General features: G+C 36.4%; 24 protein-coding genes. 1 reads left to right on the top strand and 23 read right to left on the bottom strand.

Annotated features, from left to right (window positions below):
* Positions 1 to 2: 2 nt before the first annotated feature.
* The 16 genes from HOY35_RS02385 to HOY35_RS02310 form a co-directional block, all read right to left on the bottom strand.
* Positions 3 to 1,232: a glycosyltransferase family 4 protein gene (locus HOY35_RS02385; RefSeq protein ID WP_172210411.1), complete on the bottom strand. Its 1,230-nt coding sequence runs from the start codon at positions 1,230 to 1,232 to the stop codon at positions 3 to 5.
* Positions 1,233 to 1,236: 4 nt separating this feature from the next.
* Positions 1,237 to 2,247: a glycosyltransferase gene (locus HOY35_RS02380; protein WP_172210410.1), complete on the bottom strand. Its 1,011-nt coding sequence runs from the start codon at positions 2,245 to 2,247 to the stop codon at positions 1,237 to 1,239.
* A gap of 221 nt (positions 2,248 to 2,468) precedes the next feature.
* A complete protein-coding gene (locus tag HOY35_RS02375; protein ID WP_172210409.1) occupies positions 2,469 to 2,717 on the bottom strand; it encodes a type B 50S ribosomal protein L31 in 249 nt (82 codons plus the stop codon).
* A gap of 306 nt (positions 2,718 to 3,023) precedes the next feature.
* Positions 3,024 to 4,325 carry an MFS transporter gene (locus HOY35_RS02370; protein ID WP_172210408.1) on the bottom strand — a complete coding sequence of 434 codons (1,302 nt, stop codon included), beginning with the start codon at positions 4,323 to 4,325 and terminating at the stop codon, positions 3,024 to 3,026.
* A 21-nt stretch (positions 4,326 to 4,346) separates the two neighbouring features.
* Positions 4,347 to 4,991: a flavodoxin gene (locus tag HOY35_RS02365; RefSeq protein ID WP_172210407.1), complete on the bottom strand. Its 645-nt coding sequence runs from the start codon at positions 4,989 to 4,991 to the stop codon at positions 4,347 to 4,349.
* Complete coding sequence (locus HOY35_RS02360) at positions 4,988 to 5,560, bottom strand: TMEM175 family protein (RefSeq protein WP_172210406.1); 573 nt, start codon at positions 5,558 to 5,560, stop codon at positions 4,988 to 4,990. Before HOY35_RS02360 ends, HOY35_RS02365 begins: the two co-directional genes overlap by 4 nt.
* 10 nt (positions 5,561 to 5,570) lie before the next feature.
* Positions 5,571 to 6,158 carry a carboxymuconolactone decarboxylase family protein gene (locus tag HOY35_RS02355; protein ID WP_172210405.1) on the bottom strand — a complete coding sequence of 196 codons (588 nt, stop codon included), beginning with the start codon at positions 6,156 to 6,158 and terminating at the stop codon, positions 5,571 to 5,573.
* A 2-nt stretch (positions 6,159 to 6,160) separates the two neighbouring features.
* A complete protein-coding gene (locus HOY35_RS02350) occupies positions 6,161 to 6,337 on the bottom strand; it encodes a hypothetical protein (protein WP_172210404.1) in 177 nt (58 codons plus the stop codon).
* The gene (locus HOY35_RS13380; RefSeq protein ID WP_213173237.1) at positions 6,309 to 6,563 is read right to left on the bottom strand and encodes a hypothetical protein; all 255 of its coding nucleotides are present in this window, start codon (positions 6,561 to 6,563) and stop codon (positions 6,309 to 6,311) included. The genes HOY35_RS02350 and HOY35_RS13380 overlap by 29 nt, the downstream gene beginning before the upstream one ends.
* A gap of 2 nt (positions 6,564 to 6,565) precedes the next feature.
* Complete coding sequence (locus HOY35_RS02340; RefSeq protein WP_213173236.1) at positions 6,566 to 6,961, bottom strand: cupin domain-containing protein; 396 nt, start codon at positions 6,959 to 6,961, stop codon at positions 6,566 to 6,568.
* A 2-nt stretch (positions 6,962 to 6,963) separates the two neighbouring features.
* Positions 6,964 to 7,998 carry an alpha/beta hydrolase gene (locus HOY35_RS02335; RefSeq protein ID WP_172210401.1) on the bottom strand — a complete coding sequence of 345 codons (1,035 nt, stop codon included), beginning with the start codon at positions 7,996 to 7,998 and terminating at the stop codon, positions 6,964 to 6,966.
* A gap of 23 nt (positions 7,999 to 8,021) precedes the next feature.
* On the bottom strand, positions 8,022 to 8,642 hold the full coding sequence (locus tag HOY35_RS02330; protein ID WP_172210400.1) for an NAD(P)H-binding protein: 621 nt from the start codon (positions 8,640 to 8,642) through the stop codon (positions 8,022 to 8,024).
* A gap of 63 nt (positions 8,643 to 8,705) precedes the next feature.
* The gene (locus HOY35_RS02325) at positions 8,706 to 9,371 is read right to left on the bottom strand and encodes a flavodoxin (RefSeq protein WP_172210399.1); all 666 of its coding nucleotides are present in this window, start codon (positions 9,369 to 9,371) and stop codon (positions 8,706 to 8,708) included.
* Positions 9,371 to 10,237: an aldo/keto reductase gene (locus HOY35_RS02320; RefSeq protein ID WP_172210398.1), complete on the bottom strand. Its 867-nt coding sequence runs from the start codon at positions 10,235 to 10,237 to the stop codon at positions 9,371 to 9,373. Before HOY35_RS02320 ends, HOY35_RS02325 begins: the two co-directional genes overlap by 1 nt.
* Before the next feature lie 74 nt (positions 10,238 to 10,311).
* Entirely contained in the window at positions 10,312 to 10,731 is a 420-nt protein-coding gene (locus HOY35_RS02315; protein ID WP_172210397.1) for a MerR family transcriptional regulator, read from the bottom strand.
* Positions 10,732 to 11,401: 670 nt separating this feature from the next.
* Positions 11,402 to 11,548 (bottom strand): hypothetical protein, encoded by a 147-nt coding sequence (locus tag HOY35_RS02310; protein WP_172210396.1) that lies wholly within the window; start codon positions 11,546 to 11,548, stop codon positions 11,402 to 11,404.
* A 392-nt stretch (positions 11,549 to 11,940) separates the two neighbouring features.
* Here HOY35_RS02310 and HOY35_RS02305 point away from each other — a divergent pair, with 392 nt between their 5' ends.
* Entirely contained in the window at positions 11,941 to 12,753 is an 813-nt protein-coding gene (locus HOY35_RS02305; protein WP_172210395.1) for a hypothetical protein, read from the top strand.
* 211 nt (positions 12,754 to 12,964) lie between these two features.
* On the opposite strand, the gene HOY35_RS02300 is transcribed toward HOY35_RS02305, so the two are convergent.
* From HOY35_RS02300 to HOY35_RS02270, 7 genes are all read right to left on the bottom strand, one after another.
* Complete coding sequence (locus tag HOY35_RS02300) at positions 12,965 to 13,864, bottom strand: class II fructose-bisphosphate aldolase (RefSeq protein ID WP_172210394.1); 900 nt, start codon at positions 13,862 to 13,864, stop codon at positions 12,965 to 12,967.
* Between the two features lie 237 nt (positions 13,865 to 14,101).
* Positions 14,102 to 15,109 (bottom strand): ornithine carbamoyltransferase, encoded by a 1,008-nt coding sequence (argF, locus tag HOY35_RS02295; RefSeq protein ID WP_172210393.1) that lies wholly within the window; start codon positions 15,107 to 15,109, stop codon positions 14,102 to 14,104.
* Entirely contained in the window at positions 15,109 to 16,254 is a 1,146-nt protein-coding gene (locus tag HOY35_RS02290) for an acetylornithine transaminase (protein ID WP_172210392.1), read from the bottom strand. Before HOY35_RS02290 ends, argF begins: the two co-directional genes overlap by 1 nt.
* Before the next feature lie 33 nt (positions 16,255 to 16,287).
* Positions 16,288 to 17,481, bottom strand: a complete 1,194-nt coding sequence (gene argJ, locus HOY35_RS02285) for a bifunctional glutamate N-acetyltransferase/amino-acid acetyltransferase ArgJ (RefSeq protein ID WP_172210391.1) — start codon at positions 17,479 to 17,481, stop codon at positions 16,288 to 16,290.
* A 593-nt stretch (positions 17,482 to 18,074) separates the two neighbouring features.
* Positions 18,075 to 19,115 (bottom strand): N-acetyl-gamma-glutamyl-phosphate reductase, encoded by a 1,041-nt coding sequence (gene argC / locus HOY35_RS02280; protein WP_172210390.1) that lies wholly within the window; start codon positions 19,113 to 19,115, stop codon positions 18,075 to 18,077.
* A 221-nt stretch (positions 19,116 to 19,336) separates the two neighbouring features.
* Positions 19,337 to 19,642: a YbaB/EbfC family nucleoid-associated protein gene (locus HOY35_RS02275; protein ID WP_172210388.1), complete on the bottom strand. Its 306-nt coding sequence runs from the start codon at positions 19,640 to 19,642 to the stop codon at positions 19,337 to 19,339.
* A 151-nt stretch (positions 19,643 to 19,793) separates the two neighbouring features.
* A complete protein-coding gene (locus tag HOY35_RS02270; RefSeq protein WP_172210387.1) occupies positions 19,794 to 25,142 on the bottom strand; it encodes a Cna B-type domain-containing protein in 5,349 nt (1,782 codons plus the stop codon).

The following is a 25,142-nucleotide window of genomic DNA, read 5'->3' as shown; positions in this document are numbered from 1 at the left end:
ATTTAACCTCTTTTCACAATTGAATACAGTGTACCTGTAATTTTTTTACTAATGGTATGCGCATTTTTAAAGTCCTGTTCTCTGGAGAAATTAATCATAGTATCCAAATAATAAGCATAGACGGTCATTGCAAAATTTTCACTTGAAATTTCAAATAGCTTTTGATCTAGTAATTGCCTAGGAATCGGCTGATGATTTTCAACCGCTGAAATTGTTGTTCTAGCAATTTCAGCTTCATTATAGAATAAACAACCGAAGCTTGGATCGCTGATTAGGCCTTCCAAATATGAATTTCCCCATGCAATAATCGGCGTGCCGGCAGCAATGCTTTCAGTATAGGTCAAGCCCTGTGTCTCACTAGTAGAAGCGCTAATTAAAAAATCAGCAGCACGATAATAATAGGCAGCCTTTAAATTAGGAACCATGCCCGTAAAAACGACATTAGACTCAATACCAAGCTCCTGAACAAGCTTCCGAATTTTAGCTAAATAAGGACCATCTCCGACAATGACTAATTTTGCAGAAATGGCTTGTAAAATTTCAGGTAGCGCCTTGACAACAAGCTGAATATTTTTTTCATAAGAAATTCTAGAAAGAGATAGCAGCATTACCTCATCAAAATCAATGCCAAGCTCTGCCTTTAAGAAAAGGACATCCTTTTCTGTGATTTCTGGACGAACAAACCGCTCTAAATCAATTCCAGTAGGAATAATTCGTTTCTCAATTTTAATGCCATAGCGTAAAAGTACACTCTGCACCAATACGCTGGGACAAATAATACCGTTTAGCTTATGCATAAAGGCCTTGGAATAATATTTAACCATTGAAGGCTTAATTACCTTACCACCGGCAATATAATGAAGATAGTCTTCATACATCGTATGGAAGGTATGCACAATTGGAATTTTTAGACGACTTGCAATAATCTTACCTAATATCCCTACACCAAACTCGGTGTGGGTATGTATAATATCTAAATTCAATTTACTCGCGATTAAATAAGCATCAATCATCCCACGAATCACGATTCTTCTCTCAGAAAAGGATACAAAAGGCACACTTGGCATCCGAATAATTGTTTCATCATTCTCGTCCTTTGCTTCTGGGTCGGTAGTGGTAAAAATATAAACTTGATGCCCTAAACGTTCCAATTCAACTTTTAAAGTTTGAATAGATGCCGCAACACCACTCACCTGTGGATAATAGGTATCCGTAAAAAAAGCAATATTCAAAACGCTAAACCTCCTTTATCAATGATTCGTAAACCACTTTCAATTGCTGTGAAACTGCTTCAAGCGTTCTTTGCTGTGTGACCGTCTGGCCAGCCTTGACGATATCGGAACAATCAGAATGACAAGCCATTTCAATCTTTTGAACAAAATCAGCATTATTATTACCCATTAAAGCATTTTGACCATCAGAAAGCCAAGGCTGGTATACTGGAATATCTCGCACAAGTACAAGCTGATGACTCGCCAATGCCTCTAAAACGACTATACCCTCAGTTTCTTCATAAGAAGGGAAGAAAAAGAGATCGGCCGATGTATAGGCCCCTTCATAAACCTCACCACGAATATAGCCCGGAAATAGCACATTTTCAGGATGCGCCTTTTGCACGACATGACGAATTTTCCTTGGAATTGTGTAAAGTGGCGCATGCCCAAACCAAATAAAAGTAATTTCTGGAAAGGACTCTGCAATTTTTACAAAGTCAAGAATACCTTTTCTTTCAATAAATAATCCAGCACTAATAACCACCTTTTGATCGTCCGAGAGCTTAAAATATTTACGAAATGCCATTTCCTTTTGCTCAGAGCGTTGATAGCGTGTCAGATCTATCCCATTAGAAATGGCAACTATTGGCGGTTTAATACCATACCCTTCAAGTAAGTGCTTAGAATATTCCGTTGGTGTAATGACAATATCTGCTAAATTGTAAAGATGAATTAAATGTCGTTTAAACAAACCAGAAACGAGATTAGCGCCAATGAATGAGTTGCGAAAATCCTCTTCTGTAGAATGAGCGTGATAAACTATCTTTTTCCCTAAACGTTTGGCCTTATGCGCCAGTAATAAACTTTTTAGAGCATAGGTATTAATATGTAAAATATCATAATCGGTACACCTAGGATCCTCTGTTATTTCATATCCTAAAAGCTGCAGTGCTCGCATTTGATGTTCACGCGCACGACCGATGCCTGACTGTTTTAATAGCTTTATGCCTTCAAAATATAATAGAACTTTCAAATCATGCCCTCAAATCCAATGTCAATTTCAATTAATAATTCAATTTCAGTTAAATACAGTATATCAATAATAACATTATTCTTCTATCATACCAAAGACTGTTTTTATTGTAACTTATCAGCCAAAAACTATCAGTGATTTATCTACTCAATCCTTATTAGCAGCTACACCAATTTTTGGTATAAAAAAACACCAAAGCAATCGCTTTGATGTTAAATTTTTTAATCTTGTAAACCGTATTTTTTGTTGAAACGATCGACACGTCCATCTGCTTGTGTGAACTTTTGACGTCCAGTATAGAATGGATGTGAGTCAGAAGAAATTTCGACACGGATTAATGGATATGTATTGCCATCTTCCCATTCGATTGTTTCAGCTGATGATTTTGTAGAGCCTGACAAGAATTTAAAGCCTGTCGTAGAATCTAAAAATACTACCGGTTGATACTTCGGATGAATATCAGTTTTCATGTTTTGTCCTCCTTGCCCTGAAGTGTTTGCCACGACAGAGTTATTTAATACCTTTAATATTTTATCAAATCCGAGCGTCTAGTGCAAGTATTTTCAAAAAAAGTATACTTATAAAGTTACAAATCATCTTTTTTATCATTATTTTTTCAAATTGTATCTATATAAGCGACGATTAACTAATAAAATTAAGAAAATTGAAGCGTGGGCCTCAAATTTCAAAAAATAAAAGGTAGCATTTCTAAATATTAGCAGATATATGACTTATTGTCCTTACAAAACATTGTTTATTATGATTATATTTTATCATTAATTATTACTTGAATTAGCCATAACAGCTAAGATAATCGTGGCAACCGCTGTAAATACTACCATCATCCAAATTTCGATATGAAAATCATTGGTTATTGAAACAATTATTGATAATCCGATAGGACCTCCAATTTGATGCATTGTATTCGTAACGCCACTTGCGATACCTGATAACTCAACAGGCGCCTCATGAACGCCAGCAGCTGTCACTGGCGCCAAAATTAACCCTTGACCGATACCGATAATCATCATTGGGATAAAAATTGCCCCCCAATAACCTGTACTAATATTTGATATCGCAATCAATATCAAACCGATCATCAAGACGATTTCCCCAGCTAATAAAATACGACTATTGCCAAATTTCAAGGTTAATCTTGGTAATTGTAAAGCAATAATAAAATTAACAATTGTTAACGGCAGAAAGGCCAGCCCCGATTCAAAGGCTGAAAAGCCATACTGACTTTGTAACATTTGCGGTAAAAAAAACCAGAAAGGTAGCATTGTCATCATAAATAATAGTCGAGTCGCATAAGCACTGGAACGAATTTTATTCTTAAATAAGGTTAAGGGTAAAATCGGAAAATTAATTCGTGATTCTCGAATAATAAATAGAACTAGGATAATAATACCTAAAACAATAACAATTAAGTTTGCCTCAGTAAAACCAAAAATAATACCAACAAGGGCCAAAACGGAAAGTATACTGCCAAGATAATCAATTTTTTCTGATTTGGTCTCTGATTCGTTGATATATTTTGCGGTTAATAATATTAATATTACTGTAAAAGGAACATTAATAATGAATCCTGCACGCCATGAAATTAAGCTAGTTAAGCCGCCACCGATTAACAAGCCAATACTCGAACCAATTCCAGCAGTCGCACCATAATACGAAATTGCTTTTTGCCGCATATTAGATTGATAAGCGTCCATAATTAAAGCAAGTGTGGTTGGTGCTATAATTGAGCTACCAACACCCTGCATGGCACGCATACTAATCATCATCAAGGCACTTTGTGATAAGCCAATTAAAAGTGAACTTATACCAAATATACTTAGACCAATCAAAAAAATACGTTTTCGACCTAGTAAATCCGATAAACGACCGCTTAATAATAGAAAACCACCAAAGGTTAGCGTATACGCACTAGATACCCAAGAAAGTGCAGATGAAGAAAGCTGAAGGCTTTCTCCAATTTGGACAGAACTCGTAAAAATAATCGAGTTATCCATTAAAATCAAAAAATAGGCAAACAGTGTCACCGGTAAAACAATTCCAAACTTTTGTTTATTCAATTCTCTTCTTCTTTCAATTTTTTATTGTGATTGTTGGTTAATTTTTTTTAACCAGCGATCAATTTCCTTTGAAACTTCAACTTTTCTATTACCTTTTATTGCTAATAAAATTCCATTGGTTTCCTCGCCACCTTTGACCGAAAATCCCTCAAGAACTTTAGCATCTTTGGCACCAGCTTCAATCTGGCTAAATGTCGAGCCCTCACCGTAACCACCATTTGTGTTAAATGGAATTACCGTTTTTCCAGAAAAATTATAGCTCTCTAAAAAAGCAACAGCTGCTTGTGGCAATGCCATGTTCCATGTCGGTGCGCCAATAAACACACGGTCATAGCTCTCAAAATTACTTATTTCTGTCTTTAATTCTGGCAGGATATCATTATCCTGCTCCTGCTCATTTTGGTTAACCTCTTCGTGATAATTAGCTGATCTCGCCTCAGCAGTTTTTATTTGTATCAAATCACCACCGACCTTATCCTGTATCAATTCAGCAATCGCTTTAGTATTACCGGATCGTGAATAATAAACAATTAGTGTTTTAGGATTTTCCACCTGTTTGACCTCCTTCGTGTTGTTATTGGTATTCAAAGCATTATTCCCAATAAAGAAACCAATCATTAACAAAATAACTATAAAAATAAATATAATCAAATAAGGTTTTTTCATACTTTACTTCTTTCTTCCGGATAGGCAAGAATAATGACTGCTGCTATTAAAATGGACAAGGTCATCGCAGGCGGCCAGATAAAAATGGTGATAATCAGACCAATCATTTTGATGGCAATGTCCCATCTCATGAAATGTTTTCTAGATAATTGTTGCAGATAAAAGACCTTTTTCTCTTTATTGGCAACAACTAATGACCTATAGCTTAAAGAATTAAATAATGTCACCATTAGAACAATAATTCCATATAAGGATTGGGCCACAGCATTAGAAAAATTTTCAGCAACTAAGCTTGTTGTATACGGAAATAGCGAGGCAAAAAATAGCATTAGCAAGGCATACCAAACGGTATCCTTGCCAATTACTTTAATATTTTGCCATTCATTATGCCTATTAACCCACATTGTCCCTAACCAGAAAAAGGAAAGGGCATAAGAGAAAAAATTAGCTCGTAATGCCAAAAGACCATCCCATGTCATCAATTCTGGATGTGGCAAATCTAAAACTAAAATAGTCATAATAATTGCAATAACTGCATCAATAAAGGTAGTCAAGCGTTCCTTACTCAAAATACATACCTCAAATCCCATTGGTTAATAAATTAAAGATAATTTGTTCAAAAGCCTCCACCTGTTCGTCTGTCAAACCAATACCTTGGGCAATCTTAGTATGTGTTTCAAGCTGAGCTGGCACATTTTGAAGGGTTGCTAAGACACTTATCGTAATTAACTCACGTTCTAATTGAGTTAAGGTTACTCTTGCAAATAAATCAGCAAACAAATGCTCCTTCAAAAAATCATCAAGTGCTGGTGAAAATTTAGCATAAGCAGGTTGTGGTCTAGGACCAGTTAAAGAAGTCCTTATTTCTTCACCATATTTATTTTTATCAATCTCCGCTGACAGCTCGCTAGAAGCAACACCGACAGCATCTTTTTTCCCAGCGCTAGCTCTATCATCTATCAAAACTCGTAGAACATTTGTCGCATTAATGCTTCTAGGAAAACCAGCGTACGCATAAACATGCAACATCGCTTCTTTAGCTTCGTTGATTGTCATGCCCTCGTCTAATGCTTTTCCAAAAGCAATTTTTAGATTATCTAAATCTCCTAAAGTCGCATATACTGCTGTCGCAATGAAATTAACTTGTTTTTTATCTAGGCTTACCATGGTTATCTTCCTCCTAACTGATGTTTTTTTAACCAATCATCTATAATATTCGCTACTTCTTGATTATTTAAATCTTGGAACATAAAGTACGTGTTGACTTTAAAACCGAGGTCTGGCAATCGTAAAAGCTCTGCTTGACCACCATGACGATTAATCGCTAAAACAAAATGCTCTGCCATCTGGTGTTGTTTGAAAACCGGCGGCTGATTGACCAGCTCCGTGAAGAAATATCAATGGGTATTTGTTTGCATTTTCAGACACTTGATATTCCACGTAGGCATGATCACCATGACGGGTTTGCCCAGCAGTTTGCAGCGCATCATCAAATTCAAATTGACCGGGTGCTGTAATTGTTTTACCCCCAACAACAAACGACCCTTGTAACTTAATTGTTAAACTGTTCATATTCAATCCTTCTTTAATTTATCAAAATCCGCATCGCTAACTACTTCAAGCCATTCAGTGCTTGCATCCTTAGCAGGAACAGAAATTGCTATATGAACAAACTGACTATCCCTTGCAGCACCGTGCCAATGCTTTAATTCAGCAGGAATATTAACCACATCACCTGTTTTAAGAAATTGCGCAGGCTCACCCCATGCTTGATACCAGCCAAAGCCAGCAGTCACAAGTAAAATCTGGCCACCCTTGTGATGAATATGCCAATGATTGCGCACTGCTGTATCAAACGTCACATTTGTCACACGAATTGGTTCTTTCGTTAACTCTTCCAGATAGACATCACCATTAAAATAATGGTTGTCCTTGGAAAGTTGACCTAATGCAAATGGTTGTTCAATCATCATTAGGCTCCTTTAAGATTTTTATCTAAAAATTCAACTAATTTCTTCAATTCAATTTTAACGTATTCTGGTTTCCAGTAAGTTTCAATATGATGTGCATTTTCAATCAAGAATAGCTCTTTATTTTGAGTTCCTGTTGCATTGGCAAAGGCTTTTTCTGTCAAATAGAAGGAATCCGCTAATTTACCAGCCATCATCAATAATGGCACATTGATTAAGTCCATATTGACAGAAGCATCATAGGTTGCAAGCTGTAATAAGCTCTCTTGTGTGTAGATAAATGATGATTTTGGATGGGCATAATCAACAGCATAATAGTAATAGCCTTCCTTATACATATCATATGGTAATTTATCGGCTTCTTCTGGCTTCAAAAGCTTTAGGTCAGGTGTGTAATCGACGCCTCCACCACGAATACGTTTATTTCTTGCTTCTGAGGCTTGTGCTAAGCGTTCTTGAATGGTATTAATTTGTGAGTCCACAAAGCCGTTACGACGAACTAAGCCTGAGTTAAAGGCAGATAAAGTTGCAACTGTTTTAAAGCGTTTGTCCGTTTGACCAGCTCGGAGTGTATAGCCGCCACCACCACAAACACCAAAAGCACCAATCCGATCATAATCAACGCCCGGGAAAAGTGAAATTGCATCTGCCATACCATGAATGTCTTCAACACGGTATTCTGGACAGTCGACCATACGTGGTTCGCCGCCTGATTGACCTTGGAATGCCGCATCTGCAGTAATAGTAATATAACCGTGTTCTGCTAGTTTTTGAGCGAATAAACCGGCAACCTGCTCTTTAACCCCACCATTTGGATGTGCAACTGTGACTGCAGAATATTTTTTCTTTGCATCATATCCAGCTGGTGTATAGATATTTGCTACAACCTTAATGCCGTTTAAGTCATAGGTTGTTGGATGAATATTGACTTCACCCGCTTTGTTTTCAGTGATGGCATTGTCATAAACAAGACCCCATTGATTATCATTACCTTCTACTTTTACAATGTCTTCAACTTTAATTTCCGCTAATTTCATGGTTTACTCCCTTTAATTCAAATTTAATAAAAAACTGGCTTTGCTTTATTTTCTGAACCAGGTTCCCACAGACCAATACTTGCCTTTAGATCGTTGCGTTTACCTGTGATATTATCACAAACAAACTCTGCAATTGCCCGTCTTGTAATTTGAACGCCTAAGAATGGCTCACCTTTTGGACTCACAACATAAGCCTTGTCTGAGCCATTATAAAGCCATGTCATACGCATATAGGTATAGTCTAAATCACTCGCTTCCAGTGTCACTATACCGCGATTATTGGCAACACGCCCACCCATCATTCGACTATTCCATGTGGCAAAGGGCTCCGCAACTTCACCATAAACACTTAAAACACCTGCTTGAATAATCCGTTTCACATCAGTTTTTTCCATTGCTTCAACGACAACATCGGTCACAGCTTTATTATCAAAATTCATGTAGACAATATCTTGACCTACCAAAGCATATTCAAGCTCTGACAGGTTACTTGCATTACCTGAAATTTTAGTTACGTTTTCGTATGGCAGCTTCGATGCACTTCTACCAAATAATGTTAATTCAACATCATCTTGCTCTTGTAAAAGTGGAATCAAGACTTCTGGAATTTGTCCACCTGCACCAATGATAATTACTTTTTTCATTTATTCGCACCTCCAAATGGGCTATCAAAATACCTTAATAACTATATAAGCTATTTTGTTCTGCTAATTCACACCAAGTGACTTCAACCAATCCTTCACCTCACCTTGCGCCTCTGGCACATCATGACGTGAAACACTCAAAACATTATCAGATTCAACAGTCGCACCAGACGCTAATTTGTCAATAGTTTCAACAGTCCCGGTTAAGCCACTACCACCATGAACAGAGAATGGAATAATCGCTTTGCCACTAAAATCATTAGTTTCAAAAAAGCTATACATCGCCATGGGCATATCCGACCACCAAATTGGGTAGCCAATATAAATCGTATTGTAGTCTGCTAAATTTGCATCAAGTGGTTTTAATTCCGGTCTAAAATCAGTTGAACGCTCTTCTGTTGCTTGATCTACTAAAGTATCATGATCATCAGGATAAGTTTCGACCGTTTCGATTCGAGCAGTCGGATAATTTGTAGCTTCTGAAATCCAATCTGCTAACTGTTCAACGTTTCCCAAAATCTGATCATTTTCAGACACTACTCGACTTGCCCCTGCAACGATGTCAGTACCATTCATTTCGGGCTTTGAAAAATAAACAATCAACGCATTGCTTGTAGAGTTGCCATTAGAATTAGTACTTGCTGCTTGCTTCTGGTTGGAGTGGTCTGCTTGAAAACAGCCGGTTAATGCAAAGAGACATAAAGGCAGTAAGTATAAAATGCTTCTCATTATTTCTCCGTTTCCAGCATTCGATTCATAAACCATTCCACCTGTTGTGGCGCATCATGATCAAAGAATGCAGATTCCTTCATATCTAAGCCAGTAATTGTCTCAATATCTTCTTTGGATAATTCAAAGTCAAAAATATCAAAATTTTCGGCCATACGTTCTGGGCGAACTGATTTAGCTAATGCAACAATGCCTCTTTGCATTAACCAACGTAAAACAACCTGTCCAACTGATTTACCGTATTTTTTACCGATTTCTGATAAAACTTCATTTGTAAATAAATCATGACGACCTTCAGCAAACGGTGCCCATGCTTCAACTTGAACGCCATATTTTTGATGCCACACTTCATCTTCAATTCGTTGATTCCAAGGATTAACTTCAATTTGATTAATTTGAGGCTTCACTTCAGTTAAACCAACAAATTCAATCATTTTAGATGATTTAAAATTAGAAATACCAATGGCACGTACCTTACCAGCCTTTTGAGCTGCAACCAGCGCACGCCATGCTCCGTATACATCACCATATGGCTGATGGATTAAATATAGATCTAAGTATTCTAAGCCCATTAAATTAAGCGATTGTTCAATCGTATCAGCCGCTTTCTCCTCTGGAGTCTGTAAGATAAACAATTTTGAAGTCACAAATAGCGCCTCACGAGTCACTAATTTTTCATCGATTGCGCGTTTAATGCCCTCGCCGGTTTCTTTTTCATTGCCATAAATTGAGGCAGTATCAATTAACCGATAACCCACTTTAATTGCTTGGTAAACCGCTTCTGCTGTTTCTTCATTTGGAATTTGATAAACGCCAAAACCTAATTGTGGCATTTCAACACCATTGTTTAACGTGATTGTTTTCATTGATAACTCCTCCTTAAATTTGATTACATCTTTAGAATAAACTCTGGAGTGCACTCTAGTGCAAGCGAAAAAAATTATTTTTTTCGCTCCCAAAGCTTTTCAACCTTATCTGGCGTCATTTCACCTGCCTTGAATTTAGCAAGATGGTCATCGTAGCTTTCAATTTTATAAACCAATAAATCTCTCACCTCGTGCATTTCGGCTAGTTTTTTATCTAATTCCTCCAGCTGATCTGCCAATATTTGCTTTTGTGCTGCCTCGACATCTTGTTGTCCCCTTAACTGAGCTAAATCAGCAAACTCAATTAAAGACTCTATTGATAATCCAGCGTTTCTTAAATTTTTAGCTAAGTATATCCAATTCAAATCATTGTTTTGATAATCTCGATAGCCACTCTTGTTACGGTGAACTGGTGGTATTACGCCAACTCGTTCATAATAACGAAGTGTATCAATTGTTAAATCAAACATTTCTGCTGCCTTTTTAATATTCATTTTGTACCTCCTATACTATTAGTATCATTGTAAAGTATGGAGTCCACTCCATAGCAAGAAAATAATATTTAATGATTGAAATCAAACTTCTGCTTTATTTTTTATCAGAATATTTTTCATTAATATTTCACCATATAAAAAGGGAGTTAGGACAAAAATCCAAACCCCTTTTTTTATGCTCGTAACTTACGGGCGTCCTCTCTCAAAACTTTTCAAACAGATACGTCATTCAATCAGACAGAAAACGTCTAACTGAATAAACAAATGACTTGTCTATTTTCACAGTTTTAATCAGAGAGAGTAAGCACCTTTTTCTACGCCGTTAAACGTCTTTTGTCCCACCTCTTCATTAATATAGAATTTTTAAACCCTAAACTCACAAGCCCTGTCCACAATTAAACTATCAATTTTGCAAGTGGGCGACCTAATAACACCTCTAAATCATTACCTAAAACAGAGCTAATTAACCATTTTTGATATCTATTTGAATACCTCGATTAACAGCTGACCAATTGCAATTCAATTGTACAGTATATTCCTTTTTATCCATTGAAATTAATGAAATTTTTTACTCAGGATAGGTTAAAGGCTGCTCACCTAACTCATAAATTAATTTACTCGGTGCAACGCCAGCTAAAATACGAGCCGCAGCATAATCTGACTTCTTCACTCATCCCGCTCTGCCAGTACCAGAGTTAGAAGCAAAGGGCTGTTCTTTTTTAATCGAGTCAATTAACAGGCCCTCATTTTCTAAATACCAATTATTTCTTAAAATAGCATAATCTAAACCGAAGTTTGTAATTAATCCTTCGTTCAATTTATGTTCAGGTGACACAATCGACGTTTAGCAATCTACTTTCTGTGTACTCGAGCAATACCTTTACTAAACTCGATTCATCTAAATAATTTACTTGCCTAATTCAATACCCAAAGCTTTTTCTAAATTACGTACAGTAACGACCACCTCATTTTTATCAAACAGCTTGAGCAAAGATATTACGCTTTGAAAAACTAGAATACCTATTCCACTTGTTACTAGATATTTCATAAAATAAACTTTTTTTATTAATAATAAGCATTCTAGCACTGCTACCATAAATGGAAAGTAGAACGCTTAGCCTCGAGTCGCATTCAATCGTTTAAAGCTTCTTTAAAAAGCCTTATGCTATACTAGTAATTGACAAAGAAACGGAAAGTGAGCAGCTAATAATGAAAAAAATAGCTAGAATATTAACTATCTTAATACCAATAATCTTATTTTTAGTCATTGTATTTATTTTAGTTTTAACTAATATTAATTTCTCTAATCTCTTGTTGGGATGGACTGAGTATCAAACAGCTGAATTTAAAGATAATCTAATCAAAGCTCTGAGCATCCTGTGGTGGTTAGGTTTTGTCCCAATCCTTATGATTACAATCCTAATTTTTTGGAAAAAGCGGACTAAATGGTGGTTAGGTCTTATTTTTTTGATAGCTTCAAGCAGTCTTTGGACAATCATCGGTGTTGGAACTACAATCTCGACATTTAAAAGTGAACTTTTTCAAAATGAAACAAAGACTAGCTCCGCGATGAAAAGTCTACTCGAAAAGCCTGATTTCAAAAATCAAGAGGTTCAATTAATTAACTATAGCCTACATTTTAGAAATCCTGTTTTAAAAACAGGTAGTTACGCCGTTACCCGTGTCCTTAATCCTAAAACTAAACTACAAGATGAGTATTGGTACGACCCAACAAATCCGATTTTCAAATGGTCAAAAAATACTAACGAAATCTCGCTATCCTATAAGCAAACCATTAACTATCAAGAGGTACCTTGGGCAATTATCCCAAAACTATTAAAAGAAACTGATAATCGTGTCAAACAGTTACCAGCTTATTACCGTGGCGTCTCAATTGTCATTTTATCTCAGAGTAATGATTCATGGATTTGGACCGTTTCTGCTGAAGATATTAGGGGGTATACAACTTATACCAATACTTATTCTTTAGATGGCGAGTTTATCGCAGAACGAACTGATTAAATTTTAGATATCTAACTGCTTTACATTCACATATAAAAGTGCTGAGACATAAACAAATTTTGCTTATGCCTCGGCATTTGTTGTACAATCAATAATTTGCGACAGCTAGTCAATTTGAGCATTCATTTGAGCCCAAATAAAAAAGTGAGAACGACTAAAAAACGCCTGCCACAAGTGACAAGCGTTGATTTAATGATGTTTTAAAAGCGAATTATGCTTTGCCTTCAGAACCGAAAACGTCGATACGTTCTTCAACAGCACCTTGAACAGCATCAATACCTGATTTCAAGAATTTACGTGGATCAAATAATTTTTTCTTGAAGTATTCTGCTTCATTAGCATCATATTCACGAGCAAATTTACGAGTTGCATCAGAGAATGCAATTTGTGATTCAGTATTAACGTTAACTTTCGCAACACCAAGCTTGATTGCAGCACGAATTTGGTCATCAGGGATACCTGATCCGCCATGTAAAACGATTGGGAATGCTTCGCCACCGTTTGCTTCTGTTACAGCTTCGTTTAATTTCTTCAAATGTTCTAAATCTAAACCTTCCCAGTTTTCAGGGTAAGGTCCGTGGATGTTACCGATACCAGCTGCTAAGAAGTCAATACCAGTTTTAACCATTGCAACTGCATCTTCGATTGGTGCTAATTCACCTTTACCAATGATACCGTCTTCTTCACCACCGATAGTACCAACTTCGGCTTCAACAGACACACCTTTAGCGTGGGCTAATTTAACAACTTCGCGAGTCTTTTCTAAGTTTTCTTCGATTGATAAGTGAGAACCATCAAACATAATTGAAGTATAACCAACTTCAATACATTCTAATGCATCATCGTAATGACCATGGTCTAAATGAATTGCCACTGGAACAGTGATATTCATAGATTCAACTAGGTTTACGATTAAGTTGTAAGCAGTTTTGTAACCACCCATGTATTTACCAGCACCCATTGATGTTTGGATTAAGATTGGTGCGTTCTTTGCTTGCGCTGCACGTAAAATTGCTTGCGTCCATTCAAGGTTGTTTGTATTGAAACCACCTACAGCATATCCACTTTCACGAGCTGCTTTTACAAATTCTTCTGCTGATACGATTGCCATGTTAAATAGCCTCCTAAAATTTTTTGCGGGCAATTTGCCCTAACAACCTTATTTTAGCATTTTAGAATACTTTTGACTATTATTTTCATAATCTTTTTGAAAATTTCTAAAAGGTATTTTCAAAAAACATATGCTTTATTAAGTTACTCACTATATAAAAATAATTATATTTAATTATTAATAAATAACAAGGAATAATAAGGCAATACCTCAGCAACTCTGTAAGTCAAAAGAAAATTAAATAGATTCTGGTATATATAAATTACCTAAGGTTGCTGCCATAATTGCCTTAATCGAGTGCATCCGATTTTCACCCTGTGTGAAAACAAGTGACCGTTCGTTTCTGAAAATTTCATCAGTAATTTCCAATTCAGTATAGCCATATTTTTCAGCTAACTCTTTACCAGTTTTTGTCTCTGTGTCGTGGAAAGCAGGTAGGCAGTGCAAAATAATTGTCTCTGCTTTGCCTGTTAGTGCAAGCAATTTGGCGTTAATTTGATAAGGTAATAATAAATCAATTCTCGCCTTGAAATCAACTGCTTCACCCATTGAAACCCAAACATCAGTATAAAGTGCGTCTGCACCTTTGACACCTACTGCGACATCATCCGTCACTAAAATTGCACTACCTGATTTTGAAGCATAATTTTGAGCGATTGTTAAAATTTCAGACTCAGGTTGCAACGCCTTCGGTGCAACAATGTGAACATTGACACCTAAAATTGCGCCCGTCACTAATAAAGAATTGGCAACATTGTTGCGACCATCCCCAACATAAGCCAATGTTTTATTCTCTAAACTACCAAAATACTCTAAAATCGTAAAATAGTCCGCAATCATTTGCGTTGGATGCCATAGATCAGTTAAACCATTCCAAACTGGTACACCAGAATATTTCGCTAAATCCTCAACTACCGTCTGCTCAAAGCCACGAAATTCAATACCATCAAACATTGAGCCCAGAATTCTGGCTGTGTCCTCAGTTGATTCCTTATGGCCTAGCTGAATATCCTCTTTACCTAAAAATTCTGGATTTGCCCCTAAATCATTGGCTGCAACCGTAAATGCAGACCGTGTTCTTGTACTCGTTTTTTCAAATAATAAGGCAATATTTTTATTTTTTAAATATTCATGAGGTATATTTTGCTGCTTTAATTGCTTTAAATGCCCTGTTAAGCCAATCAAATACATTAATTCATTTTTCGTAAAGTCAATTTCTTTTAAAAAGCTTCTACCTTGAAACATTAAGCCACCTCCTTTAAAGCTTTAACAATCTTCTCTAAACCAAGCTCTAATTGCGCTTGACTCATTACTAAGGGTGGTAATAAGCGAAGCACATCCTTGCCTGCACGTAATACGAGTACACCATCAGTCTGCAATTCTTGCATAATCGTAGCAATTTGAGCCGAATCGAGTAACTGAATGCCAACCATTAAACCAATGCCTTGAATTTTTACAACATTTGGCACCTGCTTTAAATTTTCCTTTAAATAGTCAAAGACAAACTGACCTTTTCTAGTCACCTCAGCCAAAAAATCAGGGGTTAAATATTCAAGCACTGTCTTAGCAGAGGCCATAGCTACAGGATTACCACCGAAGGTTGAACCATGCGTACCCGGTGCAAAAACTGAGCGATACTCAGCCTTAGCAAAAAATGCACCGACAGGCAAGCCATTTGCAAGACCCTTGGCTAGTGTAAAGACATCTGGCTGTATCTCAAAATTTTCAAAAGCAAATTTTTTACCTGTCCGACCTATACCTGTTTGAACTTCATCGATCATCAATAAAATGTCGTTGGTTTTAGCTAATTGGCTCAATTCGGTAATGAATGCTTTATCAACTGGTAAGACACCACCTTCACCTTGAATCAGTTCCAACATGATTGCCGCTGTATCAGAAGAAATTAAAGCTTTAACAGAATCAATATCATTAAAATCAGCATACCTAAAGCCTGGTACTAGTGGTGCAAAGCCCTTTTGAATTTTTTCTTGCGCTGTTGCGCTCATCGAGCCATATGTACGACCATGAAAACCATTTTTAAAAGTAATAATCTCTGGTTTGCCCGTTTTTAAGCGCGCAAACTTAATCGCCGCTTCATTCGCTTCTGTCCCGCTATTGACAAAAAGCCCAACATACGCCTCGCCACCGACTAACTCAGCCACTGCCTCTTGAAGGCTACTATGATAAAGATTAGGAATGTGAATCAGCTGATCAACCTGCGCCTTTATAGCTGATTTTTGTGCCTCAAAGGAATAGCCTAGATTGGTTACACCAATTCCTGAGGTGAAATCTAAATACTGATTATTATCAGCGTCATATAAATAGACATCTTCACCCTTAACAAATTCTATCTTTTCATTTCGACCATAATTATTAAATAAATGCGACATTGAAACCCTCCTTTAATTATTAATTGTTAATTGTTATGTATGATACAAAGCATTAATCTCAACATAGGCATAAGTCAAATCACAGCCCCAAGCTGTTCCCTCAGACTCACCCTGATTTAAAAAGACATCAATTACAACCTTTTTATTATTTAATGCTGCCTGCATTTTCTCTTGTTCAAATGATACTGGTACAGCTTGCTTTAAAACAAATTGTTCAGCAAGGGCAATATCGACAACTTCTGGATTAAATGCTGGTCCCGCATAGCCGAGTGCACAGATAATCCGTCCCCAATTTGGATCACTACCAAAAATTGCGGTTTTAACAAGCGGTGAACCAACAATTTTTTTCGCCATCAAGCGTGCATCTAAATTATTCCTTGCACCCTTAACATTTACTTCAATTAGCTTAGTTGCACCCTCACCATCTGCAGCAATTTTTTGGGCGAGGACTGACATGACCTTAGCTAGCATCAATTTAAATTTCGCGTAATCCTCACTTTCCTTTTGAATCTCTGCTTGTCCTGACAAGCCATTAGCCATCACTAAAACAGTATCATTGGTTGAGGTGTCCCCATCAACTGTAATTTGATTAAAGGTTGTCTCGGTTAATTCTGCTAAAATTTGCTGTAAAAGCTCGCTTGAAATATTCGCATCAGTCGTAATAAAGGCCAGCATTGTCGCCATATTTGGATGAATCATGCCACTTCCCTTAGCGACGCCTGACATTGTTACAGTTTTCCCCGCAAATTCCTCGGTCACTACGATTTCTTTTTTTACCAAATCTGTTGTTAAAATACTTTCAGAAAAATATTCTGGCTGATGACGCTCTAAGTCTAACAGTTCAATACCGGCTTCAATTTTGTCCATCGGTAAACATTTGCCAATCACTCCAGTTGAACAAACCGCCACTTGACTAGCTTCAATTGACAATTTTGCTGCTAGCAAATCTTGTGTTTTTTTCGCATCAATCATACCCTGCTCACCTGTTACAGCATTGGCATTACCCGAATTAACAATAATTGCTTGTAGCTTGCCACCTTTAAGTACCTCGCGATCTAATTTAACTGGGGCAGCCTGAACTTGATTGGTAGTAAAAACACCAGCACAATTTGCTGGCACTTCAGAATAGACAACACCTAAGTCACGTTTGGCTTTCTTCATTTTTGCATGAACACCATCAGCTGAAAAACCAATTGGAGAAGCAATATTTCCTATAATTTCTTTCATTTTATCTATTCCTTTCATAAAAAGCTGAGATGACTGCTTAGCATTGTAGAAAATTAGGAAAGCAGCGGAAGCGGACGATTGTACGCGCGCATGATTTATCTATTTTCCTAAATGCTAGTCATCGAAACTGGATTAAGTAAAAAGCTGAGATGACTGCTCAGCATTGTAGAAAATTAGGAAAGCAGCGGAAGCGGACGACTGTACGTGCGCATGATTTATCTATTTTCCTAAATACTGGTCATCGAAACTGGATTAAGTAAAAAGCTGAGATGACTGCTCAGCATTGTAGAAAATTATTATCAAGCTTTGCTTGAGTGCTATCGCACTTGCTCGCTCCACTCACACAATAATTTGTTACAAAACACACGCTCCATTGGAATGTAAACTTTCCGACTCTGCTCAGTGTTTTAGCTGAGCGCTAATTAGGTATACTCGAACAATCGCTTTCACACTTTTGAGATAGAGAAAATATACAACTTTAGTTATTAGTTGTTTTATCGAAAAAATAGAAAGCTCGAAAGAGAATCACCCAGCGCTCGATGCTGAATTGTTATTAAGCTGAATTTTGTCTCGCTCAGTCTTTTAAAATATTATTATGGGAAAACTGGTGCAAAATCTAAACCAGCGAATTGGTCAAAATCAGCAAATAAGTTTAAATTTTGAATCGCTTGTCCCGCAGCACCTTTAATTAAATTATCAATGACCGTCACAACCATTAAGGTATTGGTTACTGGATTATAGGATAATCCAATATCTGTATAATTTGTACCGATAACTTGCTTCAATTGCGGCGTTTGATCATTTTCCATCACACGAATAAATACCTTATCCTGATAAAGCTCATGATAAGCTGCTTTAACTGCCTCATAGGTAACATCTGATTTTAATTTGACATAGCTAGTCACAAAAATGCCACGAGTAACTGGAATCAGACTGGTTGAAAATTGAATTGCTGGAATTTTGGTATTCCATCGATTAAATTGAAGCATAATTTCAGGAATATGCTGATGCTGATTAATTTTATAAGCTGACATATTATCATTTACTTCAACATAATGGCTAGCATCGGATAGTTTTTTACCCGCACCAGATAATCCTGATTTCGCATCAATAATGATACTTTCAGGATCAATTAAATCGTCAATTACAACAGGTGCAAGCGATAAAATTGATGCCGTTGCATAACAACCCGGGTTTGCAATTAAGGTTGTACCAGCAGTTGAAGATTTATCTAAAAAATCTGCTAGCCCATAAACCGCCTGCTTTAAATGTGCAGCATGCGTTGCTGGCTTACTATACCATTTTTGATAGCTTTCAGCCGAATCAAGTCGAAAATCACCTGATAAATCAATCACTGGAAATTGATTTTCTATAAATTGAATTGCAGCCTCTCTTGAAACACCACTCGGTGTTGCAAAGAAGACCAAATCGCTCGCTGCCATAATTTCTAAATGATTAATCTCTTTTAATGGCAAATCTAAGATACCCATTAAATGTGGATAAAGCTCGCTTATTTTTTTGCCAATGTTTTGCGTACCATACACCCCTGCTATTTCAACTTCAGGATGGCTATGCAATAATCGGACAAGCTCTAATCCGCTATAACCTGTCACACCGATAATTGATACTTTCATGTAATTCAACCTCCCGAATATTTTTTTCCACTTAATAGTTGTAATTATACGCTAAAATGAATTTTTATCAATGTTTTTTGAATATTTTTTCTTTTTTTTTATATTTTTATGCATAATATATGATTTTATTATAGTATTATGCATATTTTTAATATCCTGATAAACAAAAAAAGACTTTTAAAAGTTTTAATCTTTTAAAAGTCTTTTATCGCAATTATTGTTTAAAATAAACCCTTACTTAATTTGCCCATTGTTTGATCAGAAATTTTATTAATCTGAATCATCGCATCATTGACTGCATCAACGATTAAATCTTGAAGTGTTTCAACATCATCAGGATCAACAAGTGCCTCATTAATTTCAATTGACTGCACAATTTTATCGCCAGTCATACTAACCTTAACGTAATCTTGTGCACTTTTACCAGTAAAAACCTGTGAATCAAGGCTTTTCTTACTCTCTTCCATTTGCTTTTGTAACTTTTGTGCCTGCTTCATCATTTGTTGCATATTACCACCATTAAACATTTTTTCTTACCTCTTTCTTTAGCCAATCAATCTAGTTTTTATAATTAATATTACTCATATTTTATCATAACTCAAGCCTAGAATAAACTTGTAGCTTGCTAATATTTTGTTATAAAAAAGGTGTCTCCCTAAGGACACACCTTATTTTCAATTAATTTGCTGAAGTCTTAGCTTCTCTTTTAAAGAAAAGCTTAAAGCCGGCAAATACAATGATGATTAAACCAATGAGGTAATAGAAGCTATTTACCCTTTCAGAAGTCTTAGGTAAAATAGTTGGTTTATCTGTTGTTTTAATCTTTGCTGCTTGATAAGTGTTGGTAATTACAATATGTGTAGAATCCTTCACACTAATTGTAGCAGTATAACCAGTCACATTGCTTACCTCTTTAACCGTGTATTTGATTGCTTGACCTGAAAGATTAACAGCTAAATCTTTCCAAGTATACTGCCAATCATTTTGAGCAGTTACATCAACCGGACTACCAACTGCAATACCATTTGCATACAATTGAACCTGAATTTTATCTGGTCTTGCTTTAAATTGATTATTATTATCTGCCCACGCCTTAGTTAGCTCAATCGACTTAACCTCAGGCTGATGGAAATTAGTAATAATCACATTGCCCTGATCAGAGTCATCAATTGTTTCTGCATACCCTGTCGCAACATTTACTTCCTTAACCGTGTATTTGATTTCCTTACCACTAGCCTTTAAGGCTAACTTATCAAAAGTCTTAGTCCAATGATTTTTGCTGCTTAATTCTACTTCATCTCCGACTTTTTTACCGTCTGCATACAGCTGTACCTTGACACTTTTCGGACGAATGCCATCTTGGTCGTTATTATCATCCCATGCCTTAGTGACTGTCACACTCGTTTCACCTGGTGTATAACTATTAGTAAGATTGTAACCATCAATTGCCATTGTATAATTGGCAACACTGTCTTCAGTTATCGTGTACTTCACTGCTTGACCCGCTTTAAACTTAGCTAGGTTCTCAAAGCTATACTGCCAATTATCGGCTGCCGTCACAACCTTAGAGTCAATTTTGATACCATCTGCTAATAAATTAACTGTAATACTTGCCGGACGAATACCGTCTTGATTATTATTATCTGCCCAGGTCTTAGTACCGGAAATCTCTGTCAGCTCAGGTGTATGAGTATTAGTAATAATCACATTACCTTGATTAGAATCATCAACTGTTTCAACATAGCCTGCTTCATCTTCGGTTTCCTTAACCGTATACAAAACTGGGCTACCCTTAAGCCGTATATTTAAGTTAGTAAAATTGGTTGTCCATTGATTCTCAGCTGATAATGTCGCAGTTTGACCAGTAGCTATACCATCTGCGTAGAGCTCAACCTCAATATTTTCTGGACGAATACCATCTTGGTTATTATTATCAGCCCAAGCTTTAGTTACTGTTACACTCGTTTTACCCGGTGTATAGCTGTTAGTAAGATTATAGCCATCAATTGTCGTTGTGTAATTAGCAACATTGTCTTCAGTTATCGTATACTTAACTGCTTGACCTGTTTTAAACTTAGCTAAGTTTTCAAAGCTGTATTGCCAATTATCAGCTGCCGTCACTACCTTAGAATCAATTTTGACACCATCAGCCAGTAGGTTAACTGTAATACTTGATGGACGAATACCATCTTGATTATCATTGTCGTCCCAAGTTTTACTACCGTTAACAGCAAGCTTTTCAACTTCTCTAGAATTCGTAATAACAATATGGCTTAAATCAGAATCATCTATTGAGGAACTATAATTTGGAACACTATCCTCTGAGATAGAATATTGAATTTCTTCGTTGTTTGAATCATATTTAACTAAATTAGCAAAGCTAAATGCCCAATTTGTATTGGCCGAAACAACCTTTGAATCAATTACTTTACCAGCCGCCAATAAATTAACCTTGACAGATTCTGGTCTTAGACCTTCTTGATTATCACTATCACTCCAGACCTTAACACCAGAAAGAGTAGTTTTGGTTTTTTCGTTTGTTTCAGTTAGATTAAAATTATTATTGTCATCCACGCTATCATATTTTAAGGTTATTTTCTTACCAGCTTTTAAGTCACTTGGAATATCATAGCCTGTTAAGCCTGCGGTTTCAACCAATATATAGTCGCCACTCTTAAGATTTCCCCAAGTAATTTGTCCATTATCATCAGTTAAACCAGTTCGGAGGAGTGAACCTTTTTTACCGTTAGCATATGAATATAATTCAAATCTAACACCAGCTAATTTTTTATTGCTATCATCCTTGTCAACCTTGGTTAAAATAAGATTAACATTCTTAGCAGTTGAAGAACCACCATTATTGACAACTGTTGTCGAGCCGCTAACTTCACCACTGACTTCCTTTTGACCTGTCGCTGTTACATTAACGGTGTTCGTCAAAACATCATTCACTGCTGGAGAATTAATGTAAGCACGATACTCAATTAAGTAGGCGGTATCTATTTGATTTAAAAATTTAATTATTAATTCCTGTTTACCTGTTGTAGAATCTGTTTGCAAATTAATCGAATAATCCTTATTCAAGACGAGAATATTACTTGGATCCTTGCTGATATTACCACTCGCATCTACGATACTGCCATATATCTTAATTGAATCCTCGACAATTGCTTGATTTGAGGACGGAATGTCTGTTACTTCCACGTCCTTAACAGTCGATTGTGATTGATTAACCCAAATATGCCAAAGTGCATAGGCAGAATCTGTTGGATCCTGTTCTCCTGTTTTCTGAACAACGCTATCCCCATTATTGACAGAGGCATGACCATTTAAGTCATTTGAAATTTCATTATTACTATATACCGCTGTATTTTTATAGTCTTTACTATCAATAACCTGATTTTTAAGCGAGGTATCAAATCTTAAAACATAGGCTGCTGTACTACCTTCTGGTAAATTAACACTCAATGTTCGTGTAGCCTCGTCATAGCTTGGTGTTACATCATCAACCTTAACTAGATCAACAACATCACCATTTTTATTAATTGAACCTACGTAGAGCGTAGCTGAGCCAGCTATATATTCCTGACCTTCTAAAATTTTATCAGTAATCGAACCATTTTCAATTTTTCTTTGGTTAAGATTAGTATAAACATTCCATGTGATTGCTTTAGTAATCGCATTATAGCTACCAGATTTACTACCATCATAACGGTAATCATCACGAGGTGTAAAATCCGCGGTGCTCTGATTTTTATGTTCCTTACCATTCTTATCAGTCCAATTCATTACAGCAGAATTGGTCCATTTTTTATTACTATCGGATAAAGCACTTGCTTCAAAGCTCGTTTTAAAGCTCAAAGTATATCTAGCACTAGTCGTGTCTGCCAAATCACCTAAAAATTCAACCTTAAAGCCGGAGCCAGTATCCGTAACCTTGTAATCCTTACCATTTTCTAAAACTGCTTTGGAATCATTGTTTGTAAAAACAAATGAATCGTAGTCTACTGTCAAACCAGCCGGAATCTTGTCTTCTAAAGACCAATTACTCATCTCTTGACGGCCCTTATTAATATCTAAATTCCACTGCACTGTACGGTTTGTATAGTCAATATCACCGCGTGATTTAACTACCCCCTGCTCTGTAATTTGACCAGAATTAACACTTGCTTCTTTTGAATTACTAGTAGCAGTATTATTTAAAATCACCTTATCACTGTCCACAATAGGCACTGTCACCTGAGATTGATAGGCAATCTTAACCTGCTGGTCAATTCCCTTTGGAAAATTGATTGTCATTGTTTTATTATCAGCAGAATATGAAATTGTATATAAGCTAGCATCTATCACTTTACCTGAGGTATCAGTTAGCTTAGGTGTACCATAGAAGATTTGATTACCCTCTAAAGTATCTGTAATCGTTGTGCCAGCTGCAAGCGCTTTTTCACCCGCATTATAATCAATATGCCAGTTAAAGACTTGTGAACCACTGCCATCGGCACCGTCAAAAGATTTAGCTAAAAGTTTGCCGTATTTAGCCGATACTTCTGCACTGGCAGTTAATTCTTTACCGTCATTTGTCAATGTTGCAGTGTTCTTAAAATCAATTAAGCCCCCATCATCTGGCTTGATATTTTCAGCAATTTTAGTAACATATGATACCTTAAAGGCTTGATAGGTATCAGCATAAGCCCCTATAAAAGTTACTGTACCATTTGAATCAACCTGATAATCTGTACCTTCATTTAATGCAGCACCTGTTGATTTCACATTACCATTTAAATCAATAACTAACGGATAAACGGCGACACTTTCATAGGCATTACCCTCTGGAAAAGCGTCAGAAACCTTTGCATCAACTAAATGATTGCCACTTGTATTAACCGTTACATCCCAAAATACCTCTGATGGATTATTTACCTGATCAAATTTACCGGCTTTAACGATATCATTACCGCCTTTAGGCTTTATTACAATTTCATGCGTATCGGTACCTGCTTTAGTTGGCACATCAATCGTTATCTTGCCAGGCTCGTTTGTTTTAATACTAGATTGACTATAATTAAATGAACCCGAAATCGTATCATTATTCTCAACATTTTTAAAGGTAAACCTAACTGTCCCATCACTAAAAATTTGATAATCGCCATAATCTCCTAAAGTTCCTGTTCCAGGAGTATAACTGATATTTTCTGGTAATTTAAATTCATAATAGTCACCATCTTTTAAAGCATAATCATCATTTAATTGATTAGGAATCGACCAATTATATTTAAAAGAAATTTTGGTATCAGCAGTGATCTGATCTTTATCCACTGGGTTACCATTCGCATCCGTATAGGATAGCTCAACACTGTCAAATATTGAACCATTTGTATCAGCTGGTAAATACTGACTAATATCCATTGCTTGTGACTCATCATTGAAAGCATTAATCTGGTTTGCTGTAACAGCTTCCTCCTCACCTTGATTTTCAACAGTATCACTTGTTGTACCTGTAGCCTCTGAGCTACTTTTTTCGGTATCTGCTGAGGTATTATTCGAACTAGCCGTTGAGCTATCGGCTGATTCAGCTTGAATCAATTGACTCAAATCTAAGGTAGTCGTATTACCTTCACTTTCAAAAACTAAGGTATTCTTATTCTTTAAGCTACTCTTGTCCAGTTTAATTGATAGATTATTTATTTCATTAATAGCACTACCCGCAATTTGCGCTGAAATCAGATTACGATTCAGGTTAAATTGATTCTTTGAAGCAGTTTGATTCGCTACCGCTTTAATCACAGCAGCACTGTCTTGAATCTTAATCTCTGAGTTAATAGCCTGAGTGTCAGGATTATTGACCGTAACCTGTAAATCAACCGTCACATCCTGATCACCAATTGCAGCAATTTTTGCGGTATCCAATGTTATTGGATTAGCCTTTGCTTCAGTTGTCTGAGCAGCGGTTAATATTGGCGATACATACTGTAAGAGTATAGTAATCGTCATTAAAATAAAAATACCGCTTTTTGATAATTTTTTCAT

The sequence above is a fragment of the Enterococcus sp. MMGLQ5-1 genome (assembly GCF_013155265.1).
Lineage (GTDB): Bacteria > Bacillota > Bacilli > Lactobacillales > Streptococcaceae > MMGLQ5-1.
Note: the sequence above shows the minus strand (reverse complement) of the source record. Positions and strands in the feature narration are given on the sequence as shown.